Genomic DNA, 24,134 nt, shown 5'->3' with positions numbered 1-24,134 from the left:
CGTGCTGGCTGCGCGTGTGGCGTCCGCCGACCTGTCGCGCCGGCCGCTCATCTGACGCCCGCCGGCTTGCAGCGCCTACCGAGGTGCGGGCCTGCATCCGCCGACCTGCGGTGCACCGCCCTGCCGCACCTGCTGATGTCGGTCTGCTGTGCTGGCCGAGTTGGCGCGCTGGCTGCGCCTGTGGTGCTCGCCGACCTGCGGCATCTATCGCCCTGCCGCAGGTATCGACGTGGGCGTGTCGCGCCGGCTGCTCATCTGGTACCCGCTGACTTGGCGCGCCTGCTGGCGTGCCGGCGCATCCGCCGACCTGGCGCGGTGACCGCCGATGTCGTCCGGCCTGCAGCACTTGGCGGCCTGCCGCACTCGCCCCTTAGGCGGCACCCGCCGACTGTCCCGCACCCGCCGATTGTGCCGCACTCGCTGACTGTGCCGCACTCGCTGACTGTGGTGCATTCGCCGTCTGCCGTCTGCCGTCTGCCGTCTGCCGTCTGCCGTGTGCGCTGGCTGCGCGGGCGGTGCTTGCTGGGCTGCCGACCGGTCGTGCGTGCTGATCTGCCTGGCTGTGGGGGCTGAGGCTTGGGTGGGCGCTTACTGTTCTGCTAGCAGATTCATGGCTTTGGTGATGCGGCGGCGGCGGGTTTCTGGCTTCTTGGCGTTGGTGATGGCGTTTACGTGCTCGCGGCGGTGGGTGTAGCTCAGTTTGTCGAACTGCTCGCGCAATCCGGCATCCGCGAGCGCAGCGGCCAGGTCCTCTGGTACCTCGACGGTTCGCGGGCCCGCGTCCCGCTGCACCGTAATGATGACCGCGTCTCCATCTCCCTTACCCAACTCCGCGCGGATGCTCTTCAGCACCCCCAACGCCATGCATCCACCCATCGACGCGATCGACCCCTGGTACGCCACCCCGTCGAACGTCGCGAGCACCGGAATCCGCCCACCCCCACCGAGCGCAGCAACAACCTCCCCCGGCACCTCCACCCAGGCCCCGCCGCCTGCATTCACCACGATCCGGCCGTCGAACGTCTCCATGTCCCCACCGTACAAAGGAACTCGCGCCGGTGGCCTTCTCAGCGGTGGGACGCTCGATGGGGCAGCGGACCGGCGTACTGCGTCGTGGTCGAGGATTCGATGTGGGAGAACGCGCATCGACGACGGCAGGCGCTGACCGTGGATCATCCGGGTGCCTCCGTACGGCGGGCGTCAGTTGAGGCGGTGGGTGCCGTTGGGGTCGACGTGGAAGGTGAAGCCGTGGGGCGTGGTCCATTCCAGTGTCTTGTCGTCGATGCGGCGCAGGCTCCATCCACGGGCGTGGGTCTTCACCCGATGCCCGAATCGTCCGAGCGGTGCCAGGTTGTCCGTGCTGGTTTGGCCGGCGGGGCCGTGGGGGTCGTAGGGTTTGATGTGGTCGAGGTCGATGCTGTCGCTGGTTTCTCGGGTCCCGTACGGGAAGAGTTCCACGGGGTACATGTACTTGACGCGTTGACGGATCCGTTTGGGGATCTCGTAGGCGTTCACGCTGACGGCGTCGTTGAGGTCGATCACCGGCTTCACTGTGTACGGGCCATAGCCGATCAGCTCACCCAACTGTGAGGCGAGCAACGGCCCAAGGTTCTCAACCCGCAATACGCCGGCGCTGTTCGCGAGTGTCCGGTCGGTGAGGTGTACGACGACCTCGGTCTGTCCCGGCCGCGCCTGCCTCGAACGCTCTCGCCCAGAACCGCCCCCCGCGTCGGCACTGGGGTGGGCGTGAGCGGGGTTGGTGTAGGCGTCGTGTTTGATTTGCGCGAGGCGGGCGGCCAACGCGCGGAGTGCGGCAGGGTCCATTGGCGGACCCTCGGCGGGTTCGTCCTTGGATCCCGTGTCCAGGTCCGGATGCATGTCTGGGTACGGGCCGGGGCGTGCGTGATTGGTGGGTGGGGGTTGGTGGAAAGGGTCGGTGGGTGGGTCGGGATCGTATGGGCCGGTTGCTTCCAGCCACGGATCGTCCGGCGGCCCCATCGGCTCTACCAACTCGAGCAAGTCCTGCTGGGTGTCTGGTTCCATCGGATCGTCCGATGCGATGGCCGGTCCGGACTTGGTGCCCGGTTCAGGCTCGGTGATCGGTGCGTGCTCCGGGGCCGGCTTGGGCTTCGTTCGTGCCTCGATGCTCGCATCGCCCGTTGACTCGGACCCTGTGCCCTGGGCGGACCCTCTGCTCTGGTCGGAGGCTGAGCTCGGGGTGGGCGCCGTGGTTGGCTGCGGGGCGGTGCCTGGAGCGGTGCCTGAAGCGGTGCGCGGAGCGGTGCTTGGGGTGGTGGTGGGTTCTGGGGCTGGTTCGGGGGTGGTGAGGGGGCTGGTGTGGTGGTGGGCCTGGGCCAGGAGTTCGAGGGTGAAGTGGGGGTCGGACAAGATCTCGGCTGCGGCGGCTCGACGGTGCTGCAGCAGGCGTAGATCGCCGAGGGACTTGAGGGCTTCGGCGATGTCGCGGAACTTCGCATTCAGACGGTCGACCGAAGCCGACGGGGCCACGATGCACAGGGTCTTGTTGCCGTGGCCGTCGTCGCGGCTGATGAACACGCCCCGCTTGTCGGCCGCCTCCGCGGCATCCTTCGCAGCCAGACCAGGGTCCGCGGCGCGTTTGGCCGCGGCCACGATCTCGGTCAGCCGGTACGGAGAGATCGTGTCAATCACGCCCGCGACCCGGGCGTCGACGTAGGCGGCGGCTTCGTGGTGCAGGCGGGTGCAGGTGCGGACGATCTGACGGGCCTTCCACGGGGTCGCCTCGCCGGACTGGACACGCGCCCAGGTGCGCGGGAAACGATGCCGCAGGGCGAGGGCGTCGGCGAGCAGGTCACGGCCCACACCAGGAGAGACACCGACTACCACCGCGAACTCTGCGATCGCGAACTCCGCAATCTCGGGGCAACCGTCACCACCCAGCACAACAGCACGCTCACGACCGTCATACGAACGACGAGCAGGACGCGGCTCCACGTTCGACGGGTGGTAGCGGTCGGCATAGACCTGGGCGCACTCCAACAGCCGCGCATCGGAACGGTTCGCGATCGCGCGGCACTCCGCGGCCTGCTCCAGCAGGTCACGCGTCACCAACACATCCAGATCAATCTCGAACATGCGTTCGATTCTACATCACGGAATCTGCATCGCCAAATCCGGATCGACCTGCTTTCCCTTATTCACAAGGGAAAGCTACCGATCCCGTTCAGCGGCTGAGCATCAACTTGCCGGTGTGTTCCGGGTGCCGCTCCGCCAGGTATAGCGGGACCGCACCGTTCCAGGAATGCCCGACCTCCGCCGCATGAGAAACGCCGATGGCGTTCATGAGCGAACGCACCGCACCGGCCATCGCATCCGGGTCGTGGGCGAAGTCGCCTTGATGGACAGTCGTGTATCCCTGTCCCGGAAGGGGCCACGGCGTACACCGTGTGCTGCTTGGACAGCTCCGGGAGGATGTCGCGGTAGGAGTAAATCCACAGGGCGCCACCGGCAAGCAGGATCAGCGGTGAGCCGCGACCAGTCTTCGAGTAGTGGAACCGCGCGACGGGCGTGTCGACGTACTGCGTGCTGACCTTCTCCAGGTGCGGCAGGCAGAGGGCTAGGGGTGTTTGGCGAGTTTGCTGGGCCACCAGATGTGTCTGCCCAGGTCGTGGGCGATCGAGGGGACCAGGAGAGAGCGGACGACGGTGGTGTCGAGCAGGACGCCGAAGGCGACCATGAAGGCGATCTGGACCAGGAAGAGGATGGGGAGTACGGCGAGTGCTGAGAAGGTGGCCGCGAGCACGACGCCCGCGGACGTGATGACGCCACCCGTGACCGCGAGGCCGACGAGGATGCCGGGTCTGGTGCCGTGCTCCTGCGATTCCTCGCGAACCCTGGTCATCAGGAAGATCGAGTAGTCGATGCCCAAGGCAACCAGGAACACGAAGGCATAGAGCGGAATCCCCGGATCCGCCCCCGGGAACTTGAACACATGGTTGAACATCAGCGCGCTCACCCCGACCGTCGCGCCGAACGACAGCACGTTCGCGATCACCAGCAGGATGGCAGCGACCAGCGAGCGCAGCAGCAGCATCAGCACCACGAAGATCACCGCGAGGATGGTCGGGATGATCACCCGCAGATCGCGTTGCGCGGCGTCCAGTACGTCGAGGTTGATCGCGGTGTTGCCGCCGACCAGGGTGTCCGGACTCACCTTGTCCAGCTCGGTGCGCAGGTGCTTGACCACCTTGGTCGCGTCCGGTGAGTCGGCCGGGATCTTCAGCGTGGCCTGGACCAGTACCTTGCCGTCGACAACCTTCGGCGGTACGCCGGGAGCAACCGACGCGGACGCCGAGGCGACCCCGTCGACCTTCATCGCGGTCTGCACCACCTGGTCGGCCTGGGCGACGGGCGTGAGGATCTGTACGGGCGTACCGGCGCCGGCGTCGAAGTGCTTGGCGAGCTGCTCCTGGCCGGTGACCGACTCGACCGTGTTGAGGAACAGGTCCTCCTGTGACGTACCGCTGGCCTTGAACGTCGGCAGGAACGCCGCGCACGCCACCAATGCCAGCGCGGTGATCGCCCAGACCCGCCGCGACCGGCGCCCGACCAGCCCGGACACGCGGCCCCAGAGCCGCCGACCGCCGACCTGGTCGCTGGAGTGCACGTGGTCGAGCCGCGGGATCGACGGCCAGAAGATGCGCCGCCCGAACGCGAGCAGGATGGCCGGCAGGAACGTCATCGCCGCGATGAACGCGCCCGCGATGCCGAGCGCGCCGACCGGCCCGAGACCCTTCGTACTGCCGAGCTTGGACAGCAGCAGGCAGAGCAGCCCGAGGATGACGGTCGCCGCACTGGCCGCGATCGGCTCGATCGACGCGCGCCACGCGACCCGCATCGCCCGATACTTGCTCTCGTAGTCGTGCAACTCCTCCTTGTAACGGGAGACGAGCAGCAACGCGTAGTCCGTCGACGCCCCGACGACCAGGATGAACAGAATACCCTGACTCTGGCCGTTGAGCTGCAGGGTGCCGTTCTTCGCCAGCGGATACACGACGAGCGCGGCGAGGGCGAGCCCGAAGACCGCAGTGAGCAGTACGGCGATGGGCAGGATCGGGCTGCGGTACACGATCAGCAGGATCACGAACACCACGGCGAGCGCGACGCCGAGCAGGATCCCGTCGATCCCGCTGAACGCGACCACGAAGTCGGCGAACACACCGCCCGGACCGGTGACGTAGACCTGCAGCCCGGTCGGCGTGAGGTCCTGCTTGATGTCGTCCCGGAGCGCCTTCGCAACGGCGTACAACACAGTTTGACCCTGCTCGACCACCTCGTCGGCACGGTCGCCGTCGACCTGCACGGTGAGCAGCAGGGCCTTCTGGTCGCCCGATGGTGTCGCCTTCGCGATCGGCGCGGTCAGGTAGTCGCCGAGCTTCTTCCCGCCGCCGAGGTCGAGCGCCGGGATCCGCTCGGCGAACGCCTGCACCTTGGCCAGGTCGGCCGGGGTGATCGGGGTGTCGCGCTCGATCAGGACGAAGTACGGCAGCGCCTTGGAGTCGACGAACTTGGCGGACTCGTTGGCGACCTGCGTCGACTCGGCCTGCTTCGGGAGGAAGTTCGCGTTGTCGTTCTGCTGGACCTCGCTGAGCTTGCCGATCGACGGCCCGCCGAGCGATCCGAGCACGAGCCAGCCGATCAGTACCAGCGCGATGGCCGCGCGCCACGTCCACCGCCTGCGGCCGCTCGGCCCGGAGGCGCGGTGCTTTCCACCTGCTGCGGCGGCGTCCTGCTCGTCGTCGTGCACGGCGTGGTCCCCTCGCTGTCCGATCCCGCCCCGAGCTTCAAACAGTACCCACCGCCGGTCGGCTGATCTCTCACCGCCCACGGATCTCTCACCGCCCGCCGACGGGTGTGCGGGAGCCGTTTCGGCGGCGTAACAACAAGATGACTACGCGGAAACACCCCGGTCATAACGTCCAGGCCTAATCAGTGGGGTCGGATGATCGGAGACTTGCGATGACGCTCGAGGCAGGGCAAGCGGCTGTCGCCACCCGCGGCCAAACAGACGGCAGCGGCGCGGTGGGCACGGTCGAGGCGCCGCGGCGCGGACGCTGGATCGACGTCTGGGACCCCGAGGACGCCACGTTCTGGGCCGGTCAGGGCCGCGCGGTCGCCCGCCGGAACCTGTGGCCCTCGATCTTCGCCGAGTTCCTCGGATTCTCGGTCTGGCAGCTGTGGAGCATCGTCGTGGTGTCGATGCCGAAGGCCGGGTTCGGCTACAGCACCGATCAGCTGTTCTGGCTGGTCGCGCTGCCGAGCCTGGTCGGTGCGACGCTGCGGCTGCCGTACACGTTCGCCGTACCGCGGTTCGGCGGGCGGAACTGGACTGTCGTCTCCGCGCTGCTGCTACTCGTCCCGACCGCCGGACTGTCGTACTTCATGACGCAGCCGGAAACACCGTTCTGGCTGATGGCGCTGGTCGCGGCCACGGCGGGCGTCGGCGGCGGAAACTTCGCCAGCAGCATGACGAACATTTCCTTCTTCTACCCGGAGAAGGAAAAGGGTTTCGCGCTCGGCCTGAACGCGGCCGGCGGCAACCTCGGGGTCGCGGTGGTCCAGTTGCTGGTGCCGATCGTGGTCGTCGCCGGTGCCGGCCTGACGCTGAACCGATCCGGCCTGATGTGGCTGCCGCTGATCGTCCTGGCCGCGTTCTGGGCGCGGAAAACGATGTCGAACCTTTCCGTGGCGAACTCCTCGTTCCGTACGTCGATCGCGGCGGCCAAGCGTCCGCACACCTGGGTGATCTCGTTCCTGTACATCGGGACGTTCGGGTCGTTCATCGGGTTCGGAGCCGCGTTTCCGCTGCTGATCAAGACCACGTTTCCGGACGTCACGCCGGCGCACTACGCGTTCCTCGGCGCCCTGGTCGGCTCCGTGGCGCGGCCGTTCGGCGGCAAGCTGGCCGACCGGATCGGCGGCGCCCGGGTCACGGTGTGGTCGTTCGTGGTGATGGGCCTGGGAATTGTTTCCGCAATTTTCTCGCTCAAGGCGGAAAGCTTTCCGGCGTTCCTGGGCAGTTTCCTGGTCCTGTTCGTGGCCAGTGGGATCGCGAACGGATCGACGTACCGGATGATTCCGGCGGTTTTCCGGCTCAGCACGCCGGACGACCCGGGCCGGGCCCGGCGGGAGGCGGCGGCCTGCATCGGGATCGCGTCCGCGGTCGGCGCGTACGGCGGTTTCCTGGTACCGCGCGGATTCGCGACGTCGACGAGCCACTTCGGATCGCTGATCCCGGCGCTGTACGTGTTCTGTGGCTTCTACGTCGTCTGCCTCGCGGTGACGTACTTCTGCTACCTGCGCAAGGGTGGCCGGCTCAGCCGGGAGCGCGTGTGACAGCAGTCTCGACGCATTGCCCGTACTGCGCGCTGCAATGCGCCACCACGCTGCACCCGGTCGAAGGGCCGGGTGTCGTCGAGGTACAGCCGCGCGACTTTCCGACCAACAAGGGTGGCCTGTGCCGCAAGGGCTGGACGGCTCCCGACGTACTGACGACGCCCGACCGGCTCACCGTGCCGCTCGTCCGCAACGCGGCGGGCGAGCTCGAGGAGACGAGCTGGGATGCCGCGCTCGACTTCGTCGCCGAGCGGATCCAGGCGCTGCAGGCCGCGCACGGGCGGGATGCGATCGCGGTCTTCGGCGGTGGCGGGCTGACGAACGAGAAGGCCTACGCGCTCGGGAAGTTCGCTCGGGTCGCGCTGCGGACGGCCAACGTGGACTACAACGGCCGGTTCTGCATGTCGTCGGCAGCCGCGGCGACGAACCGGGCGTTCGGGATCGACCGCGGGCTGCCGTTCCCACTGGCCGATCTGGGTGGCGCGGGCGCTGTTCTGCTGGTCGGGAGCAACATCGCGGAGACGATGCCGCCGGCGGTCGCGCATCTGCAAGGGGCAGGGGACGCGGGTGGGCTTCTGGTCGTCGACCCGCGCCGCTCGGGCACTGCGAGCCTCACGGACGACGGCGCCGGCCTGCACCTCCAGGCGACGCCCGGTACGGATCTTGCACTGGTCCTCGCGCTCACCCACGTAGTACTGCAGGAAGGGCTCGCTGACACAGCATTTCTGGAGGAACGCGTCGATGACCCCGACCTGCTGATCCGGTCGACCGCCTCGTGGTGGCCGGAGCGCGCGGAACGGGTGACCGGCGTTCCAGCTGCCACGATCCGGCAGGCGGCGCGCGTACTGGCGGCGGCTGCCCCGGTGCATGGTGGCGCCGGCGCGTACATCCTGACCGGGCGCGGTGCCGAGCAGCACAGCAAGGGCACGGACACTGTCACGGCGTGCATCAACCTCGCGCTGGCGCTCGGGTTGCCTGGTCGGTTGGGGAGCGGGTACGGGTGCATCACCGGGCAGGGGAACGGTCAGGGCGGGCGTGAGCACGGGCAGAAGGCGGATCAACTGCCCGGTTATCGGAGCATCGAGGACCCGGCGGCGCGTTCGTACATCGCGCAGATCTGGGGTGTCCGGCCGGAGGAGTTGCCGCGGGCCGGAAAGAGTGCGGTCGAGCTGATCAACTCGCTTGGTACGGCAGGCGGTCCGAAAGCCCTGTTGGTACACGGGAGCAACCTGCTTGTGTCGGCGCCGAACCTTGCGTCGGTGCGGGATCGGCTCGCGGCACTGGAGTTGCTGGTGGTTGCGGACGTGGTGCCGTCCGAGACTGCGTTACTGGCGGATGTCGTTTTCCCCGTGACGCAGTGGGCCGAGGAAGAAGGGACGATGACGTCCCTCGAAGGGCGGGTGCTGCGGCGGCGGGCCGCGGTGGCTCCGCCGGGGCAGGTGCGCAGCGATCTCGCGGTGTTCGCGGGGCTGGCGGAAAGGCTCGGGATACCGAGCTTTTCCGCGGATCCGGCCGAGGTGTTCGAGGAGCTGCGGCGGGCGAGCGCGGGCGGGACAGCCGACTACTCGGGGATCACGTGGGAGCGGCTGGACGCCGGCGAGGCCTTGTTCTGGCCGGTCCCGTCCGAGGGGCATCCGGGGACGCCGCGGTTGTTCGCCGACGGGTTTCCGACGGTGGACGGTCGGGCGCATGTCGTACCGGTCGACCATCGCCCGGTGGCGGACGACCTCAACGCGGAGGCGCCGCTCTATCTGGTCACCGGGCGGTTGTTGCAGCACTACCAGAGTGGTGCGCAGACCCGGCGGGTGCCGGAGCTGGCGGAGGCGGAGCCGGAGGTCTTTGCGGAGATCCATCCGCGGGTGGCGGTGCAGTTGGGGATCGGCGACGGGCGTCCGATGCGGTTGCGGACGGCGCGCGGGTCGATGGTGCTGCCCGCGCGGGTCACGGCGGACGTACGGCCGGACACCGTTTTCGTGCCGTTCCACTTCGGTGCTGCCGAGGCGGTCAACGAGCTCACGAACGATGCGCTCGACCCGGTGTCGCGGATGCCCGAGTTCAAGGCGTGTGCGGTCGAGGTCAGTGCCGCCGAGTTGGGTGCGACGGGGGTGTCGGCATGAGAGTGGTGATCATTGGCGGCGGGATGGCTGGGCGGCGGCTGGCCGAGTTGTCGCCCTCGTACGACGTGACGTTGCTGGGGGACGAGCCGTCGTACAACAGGAGCCGGTTGACGGAGTACGTTGCCGGGCGGGCCGAGGTTGCTGTGGGCAACGAGCCGGTGGCTCGGGCGGTGCGGGTCGATCGGGTACGGCGGGTTGTTGCCGGGGCGGATGGGCGGGAGTACCCGTACGACCGGTTGGTGTTCGCGACCGGGGCGGTGCCGGTGGTGCCCGCTGGTGTGGAGGGCGGGCTGTTGCTGCGGTCCGTTGAGGATGCGCGGGCGGTGGTTGCGGCGTCGGACGGGGCGCGGCGGGCTGTCGTACTTGGTGGTGGGGTGCTGGGGGTCGAGACCGCTTGTGCGTTGAGGGAGCGCGGGGTTGCGGTCACATTGGTGCATGACGGCGGAAGTCTGCTGGACAAGACGATTCGTCCGTCGGCTGGGCGGCGGGTTACGCGGGCGGTGCGGCGGCTTGGGGTCGAGGTGCTGCTCAACGCGGAGGTGGACGGGACCGAGGGCGGTCAGTTCCGTGCGTTGAGGCTACGGAACGGGCTGTTGGTGTACGGCGATCTGTTGGTGGTTGCGTGTGGTGTGCGGGCTCGTACTGAGTTGGCTGATGGTCTGACCGTGCGTACGGGGATCGTTGTGGACGAGACGTTCACGAGTCCTGACGATCCGTGGGTGCATGCGATCGGCGATTGCGCTGAGTTCGAGGGACGGGTTACCGGGACGGTCGCCTCGGCGTGGTCGCAGGCAGAAGCCCTCGCCCACCATCTACACGCCACCGCCCTACTCGCTTCACCCGCCCTAGGCGAGGGGATGGGGGTAGGAGCCGCGGCACCCGGTGGTGAGGGGGTGGGGGTTGCGTCGGCCGGTGGTGTGGAAGTTGTGCGGGTTACGGCGGGTGGGCTGGATGTGCTTGTGCTCGGGGACCGGGACGCGGCCGGGGAGGTTGTCCGGCTTGAGGACAGTGAGCGGTATGTGCGGGCCGTGTTGCGGGACGGGGTCGTGCGATCGGCGGTGGTGGTGGGGGCGCCGGAGGTTGCGGCGGAGTTGGTGTTGCTGGCGGATCGCGGGACGCCGGTGGTGGCAGACGGGTTGCTTGGCGAGCCCAACGACGTACAGCAGAAGCAGCAGCGGGTGCCGACCGTGTGCAGGTGCAACGGCGTCACCAGGGTCGCGATCGAGGCGGCCTGGCGTGGGGGTGCCGACAGTGTCGCCGGCATCGCCGCCACGACGCGGGCGACGACCGGGTGCGGCAGTTGCACCGGCGCCGTCGGCGAACTGCTCGACCGCCTCCGGCGCGGCGAGACCGAACCAGTCCCGAGCAGGAGGGCGACGATGGCAGAGCTGAACAAGGCCAAGCATGTGGTGGTGGTCGGCGGAGGTATGGTGGCGCACCGCCTGGTCGAGGCGCTGCGGCAGCGCGACACGAACATCGACTACCGGATCACGGTGTACGCCGAGGAGCCGCGGCTCCCGTACGACCGGGTGGCGCTGACGAGCTACTTCTCCGGACGCGACCCGCACGACCTGTCGCTCGGCGAACCGGAGCTCTGGGACGACCCGGCGGTCAACCTCCGCAAGGGTGTGCAGATCACCGCGATCGACACCACCGCGAAGACAGTGACGACCGCGCGCGGCGAGCAGGTCGCGTACGACGAGTTGGTGCTCGCGACCGGCTCTGCCGCGTTCGTCCCACCGGTGAAGAACAACGACGCGCAGGGTTGCTTCGTCTACCGCACCATCGACGACGTCGCGGCGCTCCGCGTCTACGTCGAGCGGCTCAAGTCGGAAGGTAAACAGGTCAAGGGGGTCGTGGTCGGCGGCGGTCTGCTCGGACTTGAGGCGGCTGGTGCCCTGCGAGCGTTGGGCGCGGCAACGAAGGTGGTCGAGTTCGCGCCGCGGCTGATGCCCTTGCAGGTCGACGAAGGCGGTGGCGCCGCGCTGTCCCGGCTGATCGAGGACCTCGACGTCGACGTACTCACCGGAACCGCCTGCCAGCGCGTGAAGCTCACCTCACAGGGAGCCGCCCGCGCGATGGCTGTTGCCGACGGCCCCGATCTGCCGGCCGACGTGGTCGTGTTCGCAACCGGTGTCCGTCCGCGTGACGAGCTCGGTCGCGCGGCCGGCCTGGCGATCGGCGAGCGCGGCGGTGTGATCGTCGACGAGGCCTGCCGCACGTCGGTGCCCGGAGTCTGGGCGATCGGTGAAGTCGCGTGTATTGAAGGCCGCGTGTGGGGATTGATTGCCCCCGGCTACACCATGGCCGAGATTGTTGCCGACCGCCTCCTAGGTGGCGAGGCAACGTTCCCCGGCGCGGACACCTCGACCAAGCTGAAGCTGCTCGGCGTCGACGTTGCGAGCTTCGGCGATGCGTTCGGGGCAGCCGAGGGCGCGCTGGACATCGTGTACGCGGACCCGGTGGCGGGCGTCTACAAGAAGCTGGTGCTGTCCGACGACGCCCGTACGCTGCTCGGCGGCATCCTCGTCGGTGATGCGTCGGCGTACTCGGGTCTGCGCCCGATGGTCGGCCGCGAACTCGGCGCGGACCCGGCCGCGTTCCTCCTGCCCGAGGGCGCCGCGCCCGCGCAGCTCGAGCTCCCCGACGACGCCCCGGTCTGCTCGTGCAACAACGTGTCCGCCGGCACGATCCGGTGCGCTGTCCGCGACGAGGGCTGCACCGACATCAAGTCGGTGTGCGGGAAGACGCGTGCGGGCACGAGCTGCGGATCCTGCCTGCCGATCGTGAAGAACCTGCTGAACAGCGAGCTCACCAAGGCCGGCGTCGAGGTCAGCAAGGCGCTGTGCGAACACTTCGCGCTGTCGCGGGCCGAGCTGTTCGACGTCGTACGGATCACCGAACTGCGGACGTTCAGCGAGATCGTGGAGCGGCACGGGACCGGTCGCGGCTGCGACATCTGCAAGCCCGTGGTGGCGTCGATCCTGGCCAGTACCGATCCGGCCGGACACGTCCTCGACGGCGAGCGCGCGACCCTGCAGGACACCAACGACCACGTGATGGCCAACATGCAGAAGGACGGCACGTACTCGGTCGTCCCGCGGGTCCCCGGCGGCGAGATCACCCCTGAGGGACTGATCACGATCGGCGAGGTGGCGCGCGACTTCGGGCTGTACACGAAGATCACCGGTGGCCAGCGGGTCGACCTGTTCGGCGCGCGGATCGAGCAGCTGCCCGCGATCTGGAAGCGGCTGGTGGATGCGGGGTTCGAGTCGGGTCACGCGTACGGCAAGGCGTTGCGGACGGTGAAGTCGTGTGTTGGCTCGACGTGGTGCAGGTACGGGGTGCAGGACTCGGTCGGGATGGCGATCGCGCTCGAACTCCGGTACCGCGGACTGCGGTCGCCGCACAAGCTCAAGCTCGGCGTCTCCGGCTGTGCGCGCGAATGTGCGGAGGCCCGCAGCAAGGACGTCGGCGTGATCGCGACCGAGAAGGGCTGGAACCTGTACGTCGGCGGCAACGGCGGGATGACGCCCCGGCATGCGGAGCTGCTCGCGTCGGACCTCACGGACGAGGAGCTCTTCCAGGCGATCGACCGGTTCCTCATGTACTACATCCGTACCGGTGACCGTCTGCAGCGGACGGCGGTGTGGATGCGCGAGATCGGTCTGGATCAGGTGCGGGACGTCGTACTGAACGACAGCCTCGGGATCGCCGCCGACCTGGACGCCGCGATGGCGCGGCACGTCGGCTCGTACGTCGACGAATGGCGCGCGACGCTCAACGATCCGGCGAAGCTGGCGCGGTTCGTGTCGTTCGTGAACGCACCCGACCAGCCCGACGCCGACCTGCGGTACGTGGTCGAGCGCAACCAGCCGCGCCCGGCCACCCAGGCCGAACGCGGGAAGCTGGAGCCGGTCCTGCTGGCCGGCCCGCGATTGGAGGTCCGCCCGTGAACGTCTGCGCGTTCGACGTACTGTTGCCGGAGCGGGGCGTTGCCGCGTTGCTCGGCGACGTACAGATCGCACTGTTCCGTACCCACGACGGGGAGGTGTTTGCCATCGGCAACCAGGATCCGTACAGCGGGGCGAACGTGATGTCGCGCGGCATCGTCGGCAGCCGCGGCGACGTACCGACGGTGGCGTCGCCGATGTTCAAGCAGGTCTTCGATCTGCGGACCGGGGCCTGTCTGGACGATCCGGAGGTGTCGTTGCCGGTCTATCCGGTGGTGGTTCGCGACGGTCAGGTTGTGGTGGGTCCGGGTGCCTAGAAGCGGTCCGCTCAACGGGTGCACGATCGCGGTCACCGCGCACCGGCGCGCGGAGGACCTGATCGCGTCGTTCGAGCGCCGCGGGGCGAAGGTGCTGCATGCGCCGACGCTGCAGATCGTGCCGGTCGCCGACGACCATGCGCTGCTCGAGGCGACCCGGCGGGTGATCGCGAACCCGCCGGACGACGTGGTGGTGACGACGGCGGTCGGGTTCCGTGGATGGATCGAGGCGGCCGACACGGCGGGCCTCGCGGCGGACCTGCTCGGTACGCTCGAGCAGGCGCGGATCCTGGCGCGCGGCCCGAAGGCACGCGGTGCGATCCGCGCGGCGGGATTGGTGGAGCACTGGTCGGCGCGGTCCGAGACCACAGCCGAGGTCGTCGACTGGCTGCGGGCACAGGGCGTCGACGGGCGGAAGATCGTCGTCCAGTTGCACGGGCTGTCGGATCCGTCGCTGCAGGATGCGCTGCGGTCGGCGGGGGCGTCGGTGCGCGGGCTGGAGGTCTATCGATGGGGGCCGGCGCCCGACCCGGTCGTGGTGGAGCGGATGATCTCGCAGGTGTGCGCGGGGACGGTGGATGCGGTTGTGCACACGTCGGCGCCGGGTGCGCAGGCGATGCTGGACGCGGCGGCATTGACGGGTTCGTACGACGAGTTGGTGGCGGCATTGCGGACCGGGCGGGTGCTGAACGCGTGCGTCGGTCCGGTGACGGCGGGGCCCTTTGCAGCCTTGGGATTGGAACCGCTCGTCCCGGACCGCTACCGGCTGGGTGCGTTGATCCGGATCGTCACCGATCGGCTGACCGACGAGAACGCGCGGTCTATTGCGACGTCGTACGGGCAACTCGTGATCCGTGGCGGCGCGGCGGTGCTCGATGGGGTCGTACTGCCCCTGGGGCCGGGTCCGCGCGCCGTGCTGGCGGCGCTGGTCGCGGCCGGTGGGGACGTGGTGTCGCGGCCTGAGTTGCTCGCCGTCCTGCCTGGCGCGGAGGACGTACATGCCGTGGAGGTGACGGTCAATCGTTTGCGCACGGCGGTCGGACGGCCGGAGTTGGTGCGTACGGTCGTACGGCGTGGTTATCGCCTCGCGGTCGAGCCCGCCGGGGTGCCGACATGACCGATCTCATCGCGGTCGCCCACGGTACGGCGGATCCGCGTGGCATCGACGTGGTCCACGAGCTAGTGCGGGAGATGGCTCGGCAGCGTCCGGACCTTCCGATCTCGCTGGGGTTCGTCGATCTTCTGACGCCCGCGTTGCCTTCGCTCGTTCGTCGCGTCATCACGGACGCCGAGGACGCTGTCGTCGTACCGCTGCTGCTCAGCTCGGGGTACCACGTGTACGTCGATGTCGCGGCCGAGTCGCGGCGTTATCCCGGCCGGGTGCATGCGGCCGCCGCGCTCGGGCCGGATCCGTTGCTGGTCGAGATCCTGGCCGATCGGCTCGGCGACCTGTCGGGCGTCGACCAGGTCGTCCTCGCCGCAGCCGGCTCGTCGGATCCGCGCGCGCTCGACGACTGCGACACGACGGCGAAGCTCTTTGCCCAGCGCATCGACCGCCCGGTTCACGTCGGCTACATCTCGGGCGCCGGCGACCGGCTCCCTGCCGTACTGGCTCGCACCCGTGGCCGCTTGGCGGTGGCGACCTACCTTCTTGCCCCAGGATTCTTCAACACCCTGGTGCACCGCCAGGCCGGCGCGCATCGGGTATCGCTCCCACTGGCACCAGACCCGCGGCTGGCTACGCTCGCGCTCCGTCGGTACGACGCCGCACTGGCCGGGAACGGTGCTTGCTTGTCGGCCAGGGCGGGCGCATCGTGGGGGGATGAGTGGCAAGCGGTGGGATGAGCTGAGTCCGCGGAGTCAGAAGCTGGTTGTGGCCGGGGCGGTGGTCGAGAGTGTGCTGAAGGCCGTCGCGCTGGCTGATCTCGCGCGTCGGCCGGCGGCGCAGGTTCGCGGGCCGAAGCCGTTGTGGGCGCTGTTCCTCACCCTGTTCAACTCGGTCGGCGCGGCACCGGCGGCGTACTGGATCTTCGGACGGCGCAAGAGCAGCTAGCCCGCGTCCAGCGCGGGACCTAGGTGGGCTTCCTCGTAGGTGTAATGGGCTTCGAGGGTTGCTGCGAGTTGGTTGAGGTCGGCGCGGAGGCTTTCGGCCTGGCTCGGGTCGTTGACGAGTTGCTCAACGGTCGCGGTCAGCTGCTCGTTGAGGTTGGCAACAGTCATGTGTTCCTGGGTGAGCCGGTTGAGGGCCGGCTTGAGTTCGGGGAAGTCGGCGGCGAGGCGCGGGAAGACGCCGTCCTCTCGTGAGTGGTGGGCGTGCAGCGAGCCGCAGAACGACAGGCAGTGCTGCTGGAGCGTCTTGAGTTGAGTGGGCGCTGGTCCGTCGCCGGCGAGATAGGCGTCGACCGCAGCAAGGGTGCTGTTCAGCTGCTCGCGCAGGCCGTTGTGAATCTCCTTCAGCTGCGCGGTCGCAGCGCCGATCCGTGCGGGGGTGAGCGCGACAACCTGGATCACGCGGTCGGTGTTCTCCTGGTACGTCGCGAACGCCGTATCCCGCTCAGCGCCGGTGGCGCGGAGCTTGCGCAGCCAGGAGGTGGTGAGCTGGAGGAGCATGCGCATAACCTTTGGCTCGGAGAGACAATTTAGCTTTGCAAGCAAAGTAGTTTTGAGGACAAAGGTATGTCAAGTGTCGACGACAGCATCCGTACGCTCCTGTTGCTGATGCCGCGGATGGTCGGGCGGACCAAACGGCTCAAGGTGCCTGAGGAACTCGCCGGCCTGAACCTCGCGCCGCGGCACCTCAGTCTGTTCGCCTACCTGCTGTTCGACGGCCCGCTCGGCGTGAACGAGCTCGCCGAACGCCTGGAGGTCACCCCCGCCACCGTCAGCCTGATGGTCACCGAACTCACCCGCAAAGGCATCCTCGAACGCACCGAGGACCCCACCGACCGCCGCCGCGCCATCATCACCCTCGACGCCACCCACCGCCCCGCCATCGACGCCTGGCTAGCCCGCGGCGCCCGAGCCTGGCGCACCGCCCTGGCCCCCCTCACCAACGACCAAAGAGCCCTCTTCATCCAAACCCTCAAAACCTACGAGGAAGCCCTCTGAACGCGGTGACGCCGGAGCTCTGGGCGACGTTGCTCGATCGTTCGTTCGAGCTGATCGCGGTGGCTTCCGAGGATGCCCGCAGATTCGATCGGCCGCTCATCGTCCGGGCCTCCGACGTCTGGGACAACAACATCGGCCCGTTCTTCGGCGCCGCGGTTGCCCGGGGCCCGCGACGTACCGAGCTGGTCGAGTCGGGCGTCCGATGGATGGCCGACTTCGGATCGGAGCGCCGCCAGTGGGTGCTTGATCAGGCAGCAGCCGCCGGGCATCCACTGACGCTGCCCCCGCCGTCGAACCTGGGTGGCGTTCAGCGCGACTATCGCGGGCTGGTGCGCGCGCCCCAGTTGGTCGTGACGCAGGCGGTCGCGGCTGAGATCGCGGACGACTACGACCTGGCCGCGGCGCAGGTCCAGAGTCTCGTCGTCGAGCGCTCGGCAGGGGGTCTGGTCGGCAGTCTGCGGGTCGCTGTCGGCCGGCGGTTCGAGATCGGCCACGACGAGGCTCCGGCCGCGGAGCTGGATCTGCGTTTCGACGGCATCGACGAGCTCAGGTTCGACCTTGGAGACTCCATCGGAATCAACCTGGATGGAGAGGTAGCAATCGGCGGCGGCGTACTGCGTGCCGATCGGGTGACGGCGTGGATCGACGACCTGTGGTGGCACCTGTCCGCAGCTGGGAAGGCAGTCGATGTGCTGATTCCTGAAGGGCCGAGTGCCCGGCCCTCCGATCCGGGGGGGCATCCGATCGGCGGTACCGCGGTGCTTGCCGCGATGCTGCTGCGACGAGCCATGCTCGAGATCCGGATGGTCCGCTCTGCAGCGTATGCCGACAAGATCCCGGTCCATCAGATCGCTCAGGCCTTCCGTGGTGCCGGTGTCGCGGTTGTGACAGCCGGCACAGTGCGGTGGCGGCGCGAGGCCGCGTTCCGTCGCCTGGTCGAGCGCTGGATCGCTGCCGGCGGCGACGACCTCGCGCAGTTCTTCCACGCTGCGCTGACCGAGATCGCGGACGACGAGTACGCGCCGAACTCCGTACGCAGCCTGGCCCTGTCGCTGTGTCCTGGAGCGGTCGATGTGGAGGCAGTCGACCTGGAGGCGGTCGAGGTGGAGGCGGGCGGCGAGGTGGTGCTGGTTGCGTACAACGCGGGGACGGGACCTCATCCGTCGAGGCTCCGGGTGCAGAGTGCCGTGCCGCTGGGCGGTCGCTGGACTCTGCGCGGGCACGAAGCCGGTGAGCCCGAGAGCCTTGCCGTCGACCTACGTTCCGGTCGGTTGCTGGTGCGTACCTGAGCGGAGGGCGTTCAGGTCTGTTTGGCAGCGGGCTTCTACCTCGGCCAGGTCTTGGAGGGTTTCTTCGATGTCGCGGCGGCGTTGTTCGAGTTCGGTGCGGCGGGCGGTGATCTGGTCTAGGAGGTAGACGAGTTGGCCTTCTTCGCCAGGTTCGGCGTCGTACATATCGACGATCTTGGCGATCTCGTCCAGGGAGAAGCCCAGGCGTTTGCCGCGGAGGATGAGGGAGAGGCGGATGCGGTCGCGGGGGTGGTAGACGCGGGTGGTGCCGCGGCGTTCGGGCGTGAGCAGGCCGCGGTCCTCGTAGAACCGGATCGTCCGGAGCGTCACGGCGTACTCCGCGGCCAGTTCCGCGATCGACCAGGTCTGCACCTGGCTGTTGTGCATGCCGCCTAGCGTGCTTTACGTTTACGTAAGCGTCAAGCACGAAGGGGTGCCGCATGTTCGAGTTGTCCGCGGAGCATCAGGAGTTCCGTCGTAGCGTCCGCGACTTCGCGGAGGCCGAGATCGCCCCGCACGCGGCCGAGTGGGACCGCAAGCACTACTTCCCGGTCGAGGTCGTCCAGAAGATGGGCAGGCTCGGGCTGTTCGGGCTGACCGCGCCCGAGGAGTACGGCGGTGCGGGCGGCGACTTCACCAGCCTGTGCGTGGCGATCGAGGAGATCTCCCGCGTCGACCAGTCGATGGGCATCACGCTCGAGGCGGCGGTCGGGCTCGGGATCAACCCGATCCTGACGTACGGCACCGACGAGCAGAAGGCGACCTGGCTGCCCGACCTGGTTGCGGGCCGCAAGCTGGCCGGGTTCGGGCTGACCGAGCCGGAGTCCGGGTCGGACGCCGGCGCCACCAGGACCCGCGCGGTGCTCGACAACGGCGAATGGGTGATCGACGGCTCCAAGCAGTTCATCACCAACTCCGGTTCCAGCATCACGTCGGTCGTGACGGTCACCGCGCGCACCGGTGAGCGCGCCGACGGCAAGCCGGAGATCTCTACGATCATCGTCCCGACCGGCACGCCGGGCTTCGTCGCGGAAGCCGCGTACGACAAACTCGGCTGGCACGCGTCGGACACGCACCCGCTCTCGCTGACCGGCTGCCGCGTCCCGGAAGCGAACCTGCTCGGCCAACGCGGCAAGGGGTTCGGCCAGTTCCTCGCAACACTCGACGACGGACGGGTGGCGATCGCCGCGGTCGCGCTCGGGTGCATCCGCGCGTGTCTGGAGATGTCGGTGCAGTACGCCGGTGAGCGGCAGACGTTCGGCGGACCGATCGGGCGCAAGCAGGGGGTCGCGTTCCAGATCTCCGACCTGAAGGTGATGGCGGACGCCGCGGAGCTGCTCGTCTACAAAGCCGCCGCGCTGAAGGACGCCGGGGCGTCGGTAGCAGACTTCAAGCAGGCCGCCGCAGTCGCCAAGCTGTACGCGACCGAAGCTGCAGTGAGCGCGACGAGGATCGCGACCCAGGTCTTCGGCGGCTACGGCTTCATGGAGGAGTACCCGGTCACCCGCTTCTACCGCGACGCCAAGATCCTCGAGATCGGCGAGGGTACGTCGGAGGTGCAGCGGATGCTCATCGCCCGCGGCCTCGGCCTCCCGGTGGAATGATGGCGGCATGACGCACGACCACTGGACCGAGGTCAAGGTCGCCCGGGAAGCAACGCTGGAACCGCCTGAGAAGGCCAAGGCGAAGCTGGACAGCCAGAACAAGCTGTACGTCCGGGACCGGATCGCGCTGCTCGTCGACGAGGGCAGCTTCGTCGAGGACGCGCAGCTCGCGAACGCGCTGAACCCGGGCCTGCCCGCGGACGGCGTCGTCACCGGCCGCGCGCTCGTCGACGGCCGCCCCGCGCTGCTCGTCGCCAACGACCCGACCGTGAAGGCCGGCTCGTGGGGTGCCCGGACGGTCGAGAAGATCGTCCGCGTCACCGAGGTCGCGCTCCGCGACGAGCTGCCGATCTTCTGGCTGATCGACTCCGCCGGCGCCCGGATCACCGACCAGGTCGAGCTGTTCCCGGGCCGCCGCGGCGCGGGCCGGATCTTCCACAACCAGGTCGCGCTGTCCGGCAAGGTCCCGCAGATCTGCTGCCTGTTCGGCCCGTCCGCCGCGGGTGGTGCGTACATCCCGGCGTTCTGCGACATCGTGATCATGGTCGACGGCAACGCCTCGATGTACCTGGGCTCGCCGCGGATGGCCGAGATGGTCGTCGGCGAGAAGGTGACGCTCGAGGAGATGGGCGGCGCCCGGATGCACACCAGTGTCTCCGGCTGTGGCGACCTGCTCGCGTCCGACGACACCGAGGCGATCGAGCTCGCCAAGCAGTACTTCTCCTACCTGCCCGGCTCCTGGCGTTCGCGACCACCGTCGTACGACGCCTCGGAAGCGGGCCGGGACTTCACGCGGGATCTGGTGCCGGCCGAGGAGAGCGTCGGGTTCGACATCCACGATGTGATCGACGCGGTGCTCGATGCGGACACGTTCTTCGAGATCAAGCCGGCGTACGCGCCGGAGCTCGTGGTCGGGTTCGGGCTGCTCGCGGGACAGGTCGTCGGGATCGTCGCGAACCAGCCCGCGGTGAAGGGCGGCGTACTGTTCGTCGACTCCGCGGACAAGGCGGCACGGTTCATCTGGCTGTGCGACGCGTTCAACGTGCCGCTGGTGTACCTGTGTGACGTACCGGGCTTCATGATCGGCAGCGAGGTGGAGCGGGCCGGGATCATCCGGCACGGCGCGAAGATGATCACCGCGGTGTCCGAGGCGACCGTGCCGACGGTGTCGGTGATCGTCCGCAAGGCGTACGGCGCCGGGCTGTACGCGATGTGCGGGCCGGGCTTCTCGCCGGACGCGTGCGTCGCGCTGCCGACGGCGAAGATCGCGGTGATGGGTCCGGAGGCGGCGATCAACGCCGTGTACTACAACAAGATCCAGCAGATCGAGGACGAGGGCGAACGGGTCGAGTACGTCTCCAAGCTGCGCGAGGAGTACGAGACCGACATCGACATCCTGCGGCTGGCCGCCGACCTGGTCATCGACGCGATCGTCGAGCCCGAGAACCTGCGTACCGACCTGATCGCCCGGCTCGCCGCGGCGCAGTCCAAGGATCGAACATTCTCGCACCGCCGGCACGGGGTGCCGCCGGTCTAGATAGGGTCGAACCCATGAATGCAAACGATTTCGCGGGGCGGGTTCGGGGCCGGGAGAAGCTGGTCGGGTACTGGGTCACGCTGGATTCGCCGGCGGCTGCGGAGCGGATCGGGCGGCTCGGGTACGACTACGTGGTGCTCGACGCGCAGCACGGGCTGATCGGGTACCAGGGGCTGATGACCGGGCTGCTGGCGATCGACGCCGGCGCCGCGATCGGCCCGCGGCCGTCGGTCGGCCTGGTGCGGGTCGAGGCGAACGATCCGACGCCGATCGGGCGGGCGCTGGATGCCGGTGCGACCGGGGTGATCGTGCCGCTGGTCGACAGTGCGGACGACGTGGCACGGGCGGTGCGCGCGGCGAAGTACCCGCCGGTCGGTGTGCGGTCGTTCGGGCCGATGCGGGCGTCGCTACGGATCGGTCCGGTGCCGGCGGACAGCAACGACGCGACCGTCGTGCTCGCCATGATCGAGACACCGTTCGGCCTGCAGAACGTCGCCGAGATCTGCGCGACGCCGGGGCTCGACGGCGTGTACGTCGGTCCGTCCGACCTCAGCCTCGCGCTCGGCGCGCGGTTCCCGGGGGACCCGGAGGTGAACGGTCCGTTCGAGGAGGCTGTCGAGTTGATCGCGCGGACCGCACGGGAGGCCGGCGTTGCTGCGGGCATCCACACGTTCGACGGTGAGTCCGCGAAGAAGCGGCTGGCGCAGGGGTACACGTTCGCCACCGTCGCCTCCGACCTCAGTCACCTGGAGGCGATCGCCGCGGCGCACCTGGAGACGGCGCGCTCGGAGTAGGTTCGTCACAGGACACTGAGGAGGCCGGGGATGAGGGCACCGGAGCGTGGGGCGTTGCCGCTGGGGCTGGCGGCGACGCTTGGGCGGGCGTACGGGCGACTGACCGAGACGGTGCAGGGGCTGAGCGACGCGGACTTCGAGCGCGAGACCCGGTGCCCGGGCATGCCCGTCGGTCCGCTGCTGGTGCATCTCCTGTACGACGCCGAGCGCGCGCTGATCGCGTTCGCGAGCCCGGCCGTCGTTGAGCCGGACCGCGACTTCGTCACGTACTGGCAGGACTTCCCGCCGCAGCCGGACGGCGACACCAGCTTCGTACGGAGTGTGGCGACGGCGTACCGGAAGCCCGGTCTGCTCGTGCAGCACTGGCGTGAGGTGTCCGAGGCGGCCGTCCGCGCGGCGGCTGCCGGGCTCGCGACCAAGGGGCACCGGGTCGAGACGCAGGGCCATGTCCTGCCGGCGGCGGACTTCGTCGCCACCTTGGTGCTCGAGGCAACGGTTCACCACCTCGATCTGACCGTCGGGCTGACCGATGCCCCGGAGCCGGATCCCGAGGGGCTGCAGGTGACCGCGCGCACGCTCGACGGTTTGTTCGGCCCGGAGGCGTGGGACGAGATCGGCTGGGACACGACCACGTACATCCTGAAGGCGACCGGTCGGCTTCCACTCGACGAGGACGACCTGACCATGCTCGGCCCGCACGCCACCCGCTTACCCCTCCTCGGTTAGCGCCCGCCCGCCCCTCTCTCGGCTAGCGCTCGCCCATTTGCCTGGCTGACCCACGAATTTGCCTGGTCTGCCAGTGAAATGGGGGGTTCTGCACCGTGGATTTGGGTGTGGAACCCCTCAATTGGTGGGTCAACCAGGCAAATGCGGAGAGGGCCTGGTGCGCGGGTGGACTAGAACACGCCGGCGAAGGGGTCCTCCAGGTCGCTCCAGTCGAGGCTGGCGAGCTCGGACTCGGTGAGTAGGCACGCGTCGAGGACGGCCTGCAGTCGCGCCGGGTCGAGGCCCATGCCGGTGGCGACGACCGTGCATTCGGCGAGGTGCTCGGTCTCGGACCACTCGCCGAGCATCCCGAGCGAGGCGCTGTAGCCGGCGGACTCCCAGCGCACGCGCTGCGTCGGGCGGTTCGCCAGCCAGACCACGCCGCGGCTGCGCACGACGCCGTCGACGATGTCCTCGAGCGCATCGTTCAGCCGGGCCGGATGCAGCGGACGCGTCGACCGCCACAGCACCGTCGTCACCCCGTCGTCGCTCGGCTGCACCCGATCGGACGTCGCGAGCTCGCCCGCCCACGCCTCCGCCGCGTCGAAGTCGAACCGCCCCGTCCGGGCGACCTGTACCTCCGGTACGCCGGACGCTCCTGCCGTCACCACCAGCGTCCGCGGGTTCAGGTGCTCGAGCAGGTGCTCCAGTCGCTCGGTCGCCGTACTGCGATGGGCGTTGGCGAGCACGCACACGTCGGCGTACTCGATCTGGCGTGCGGTCAGCTCCGCTACGTTCCGCCGATCGGGCAGCCCGAGGGCGAGGCCACGCTCGGCGAGCAACTCGTCACCGGACAGTTGTGCGACGAGCAGAACAGCGTCGACGACACAGGTGACCGTGTCGACGACGATCTCGGGCAGCGCCGAGGCCAGCGTGCTGACCAGCGGTCGCGCTTCCATCGCCGGCGGCGTGGCGAGCACGATGTGATCCCAGTGCGCGCGGGCGACGAGCGTTTCGAGTAACGGGACCAGCGACTCGATCAGCTGGCACGCGCCGCAGTCGTCGCCGACCGTGAACTCGCCCGCGTCGATCGGCCCGGAACTGTCCTGCACGCGCCAGGACAGCACGCCGCGACCGGGCAGCTCGTCCTGGTCCACCACCACGACCACGGTGGTGGAGTCGGTCATCGCCTCCAGTACGGGCGCCCGCAGTGTCGCGGAAAGCCCCACCAGCAAGGACAACGGAGTTTTCGCTTGGGCGGTCATCTCTCGAGTATATGAAAACGGTTTTCATCAGTCCAGGCCACCCGGCGTGTCCGAAAAGAAGCGGGCGCCGG

General features: G+C 68.8%; 20 protein-coding genes. 14 read left to right on the top strand and 6 right to left on the bottom strand.

Translation table 11 applies throughout. The annotated features are described in order from the left end of the window. Positions 1-148 precede the first annotated feature (148 nt). Complete coding sequence (locus ACGFI6_RS06465; RefSeq protein WP_393115653.1) at positions 149-319, top strand: hypothetical protein; 171 nt, start codon at positions 149-151, stop codon at positions 317-319. A gap of 269 nt (positions 320-588) precedes the next feature. Here ACGFI6_RS06465 and ACGFI6_RS06460 read toward each other — a convergent pair whose 3' ends face one another. From ACGFI6_RS06460 to ACGFI6_RS06450, 3 genes are all read right to left on the bottom strand, one after another. Continuing rightward, positions 589-1,029 carry a YdeI/OmpD-associated family protein gene (locus ACGFI6_RS06460; protein WP_393115652.1) on the bottom strand — a complete coding sequence of 147 codons (441 nt, stop codon included), beginning with the start codon at positions 1,027-1,029 and terminating at the stop codon, positions 589-591. A 171-nt stretch (positions 1,030-1,200) separates the two neighbouring features. Continuing rightward, positions 1,201-3,114 carry a hypothetical protein gene (locus ACGFI6_RS06455; RefSeq protein ID WP_393115650.1) on the bottom strand — a complete coding sequence of 638 codons (1,914 nt, stop codon included), beginning with the start codon at positions 3,112-3,114 and terminating at the stop codon, positions 1,201-1,203. A gap of 481 nt (positions 3,115-3,595) precedes the next feature. Continuing rightward, positions 3,596-5,785, bottom strand: coding sequence for an MMPL family transporter (locus ACGFI6_RS06450; protein WP_393115649.1), 2,190 nt, complete (start codon positions 5,783-5,785; stop codon positions 3,596-3,598). A gap of 212 nt (positions 5,786-5,997) precedes the next feature. On the opposite strand from ACGFI6_RS06450, the gene ACGFI6_RS06445 reads away from it, so the two are divergent. Genes ACGFI6_RS06445 through ACGFI6_RS06415 form a run of 7 tightly spaced genes read left to right on the top strand, consistent with a single transcriptional unit; the run spans position 5,998 to position 15,814 of the window. After that, on the top strand, positions 5,998-7,374 hold the full coding sequence (locus tag ACGFI6_RS06445) for a NarK family nitrate/nitrite MFS transporter (protein WP_393115648.1): 1,377 nt from the start codon (positions 5,998-6,000) through the stop codon (positions 7,372-7,374). After that, entirely contained in the window at positions 7,371-9,491 is a 2,121-nt protein-coding gene (locus tag ACGFI6_RS06440; RefSeq protein WP_393115647.1) for a molybdopterin oxidoreductase family protein, read from the top strand. Before ACGFI6_RS06445 ends, ACGFI6_RS06440 begins: the two co-directional genes overlap by 4 nt. Further along, on the top strand, positions 9,488-13,447 hold the full coding sequence (gene nirB / locus ACGFI6_RS06435; protein WP_393115645.1) for a nitrite reductase large subunit NirB: 3,960 nt from the start codon (positions 9,488-9,490) through the stop codon (positions 13,445-13,447). The genes ACGFI6_RS06440 and nirB overlap by 4 nt, the downstream gene beginning before the upstream one ends. After that, positions 13,444-13,761, top strand: coding sequence for a nitrite reductase small subunit NirD (gene nirD / locus ACGFI6_RS06430; protein ID WP_393115644.1), 318 nt, complete (start codon positions 13,444-13,446; stop codon positions 13,759-13,761). The genes nirB and nirD overlap by 4 nt, the downstream gene beginning before the upstream one ends. Continuing rightward, complete coding sequence (locus ACGFI6_RS06425) at positions 13,754-14,878, top strand: uroporphyrinogen-III synthase (RefSeq protein WP_393115642.1); 1,125 nt, start codon at positions 13,754-13,756, stop codon at positions 14,876-14,878. Before nirD ends, ACGFI6_RS06425 begins: the two co-directional genes overlap by 8 nt. Further along, positions 14,875-15,606: a sirohydrochlorin chelatase gene (locus ACGFI6_RS06420; RefSeq protein WP_393115641.1), complete on the top strand. Its 732-nt coding sequence runs from the start codon at positions 14,875-14,877 to the stop codon at positions 15,604-15,606. The genes ACGFI6_RS06425 and ACGFI6_RS06420 overlap by 4 nt, the downstream gene beginning before the upstream one ends. Next, the gene (locus tag ACGFI6_RS06415) at positions 15,584-15,814 is read left to right on the top strand and encodes a hypothetical protein (RefSeq protein WP_393115640.1); all 231 of its coding nucleotides are present in this window, start codon (positions 15,584-15,586) and stop codon (positions 15,812-15,814) included. The genes ACGFI6_RS06420 and ACGFI6_RS06415 overlap by 23 nt, the downstream gene beginning before the upstream one ends. Here ACGFI6_RS06415 and ACGFI6_RS06410 read toward each other — a convergent pair. Beyond that, positions 15,811-16,371: a hemerythrin domain-containing protein gene (locus ACGFI6_RS06410; RefSeq protein ID WP_393115639.1), complete on the bottom strand. Its 561-nt coding sequence runs from the start codon at positions 16,369-16,371 to the stop codon at positions 15,811-15,813. The two genes, ACGFI6_RS06415 and ACGFI6_RS06410, sit on opposite strands and share 4 nt — an antisense overlap. 66 nt (positions 16,372-16,437) lie before the next feature. Here ACGFI6_RS06410 and ACGFI6_RS06405 point away from each other — a divergent pair, with 66 nt between their 5' ends. Then, positions 16,438-16,869, top strand: coding sequence for a MarR family winged helix-turn-helix transcriptional regulator (locus ACGFI6_RS06405; protein WP_393115638.1), 432 nt, complete (start codon positions 16,438-16,440; stop codon positions 16,867-16,869). A 5-nt stretch (positions 16,870-16,874) separates the two neighbouring features. Further along, on the top strand, positions 16,875-18,158 hold the full coding sequence (locus ACGFI6_RS06400) for a hypothetical protein (RefSeq protein ID WP_393115637.1): 1,284 nt from the start codon (positions 16,875-16,877) through the stop codon (positions 18,156-18,158). Here ACGFI6_RS06400 and ACGFI6_RS06395 read toward each other — a convergent pair. Beyond that, the gene (locus ACGFI6_RS06395; protein ID WP_393115636.1) at positions 18,126-18,545 is read right to left on the bottom strand and encodes a MerR family DNA-binding transcriptional regulator; all 420 of its coding nucleotides are present in this window, start codon (positions 18,543-18,545) and stop codon (positions 18,126-18,128) included. The two genes, ACGFI6_RS06400 and ACGFI6_RS06395, sit on opposite strands and share 33 nt — an antisense overlap. Positions 18,546-18,598: 53 nt before the next feature. Between ACGFI6_RS06395 and ACGFI6_RS06390 the strand changes: the two genes are divergently transcribed. From ACGFI6_RS06390 to ACGFI6_RS06375, 4 genes are read left to right on the top strand one after another with little or no spacing between them, the layout of a single operon-like run. Then, positions 18,599-19,762, top strand: a complete 1,164-nt coding sequence (locus ACGFI6_RS06390; protein WP_393115634.1) for an acyl-CoA dehydrogenase family protein — start codon at positions 18,599-18,601, stop codon at positions 19,760-19,762. Between the two features lie 7 nt (positions 19,763-19,769). After that, entirely contained in the window at positions 19,770-21,299 is a 1,530-nt protein-coding gene (locus ACGFI6_RS06385) for an acyl-CoA carboxylase subunit beta (protein WP_393115633.1), read from the top strand. A 14-nt stretch (positions 21,300-21,313) separates the two neighbouring features. After that, positions 21,314-22,093 carry an HpcH/HpaI aldolase/citrate lyase family protein gene (locus ACGFI6_RS06380; protein ID WP_393115632.1) on the top strand — a complete coding sequence of 260 codons (780 nt, stop codon included), beginning with the start codon at positions 21,314-21,316 and terminating at the stop codon, positions 22,091-22,093. Positions 22,094-22,123: 30 nt separating this feature from the next. Continuing rightward, a complete protein-coding gene (locus ACGFI6_RS06375; RefSeq protein WP_393115631.1) occupies positions 22,124-22,819 on the top strand; it encodes a maleylpyruvate isomerase family mycothiol-dependent enzyme in 696 nt (231 codons plus the stop codon). 170 nt (positions 22,820-22,989) lie between these two features. On the opposite strand, the gene ACGFI6_RS06370 is transcribed toward ACGFI6_RS06375, so the two are convergent. After that, the gene (locus tag ACGFI6_RS06370) at positions 22,990-24,063 is read right to left on the bottom strand and encodes a CobW family GTP-binding protein (RefSeq protein WP_393115630.1); all 1,074 of its coding nucleotides are present in this window, start codon (positions 24,061-24,063) and stop codon (positions 22,990-22,992) included. Between the last annotated feature and the right edge of the window lie 71 nt (positions 24,064-24,134).

Source organism: Kribbella sp. NPDC048928, assembly GCF_043197975.1.
GTDB lineage: Bacteria > Actinomycetota > Actinomycetes > Propionibacteriales > Kribbellaceae > Kribbella.
The sequence above is the reverse complement of the archived record's forward strand: the minus strand, read 5'-3'. Positions and strand labels throughout refer to the sequence as shown.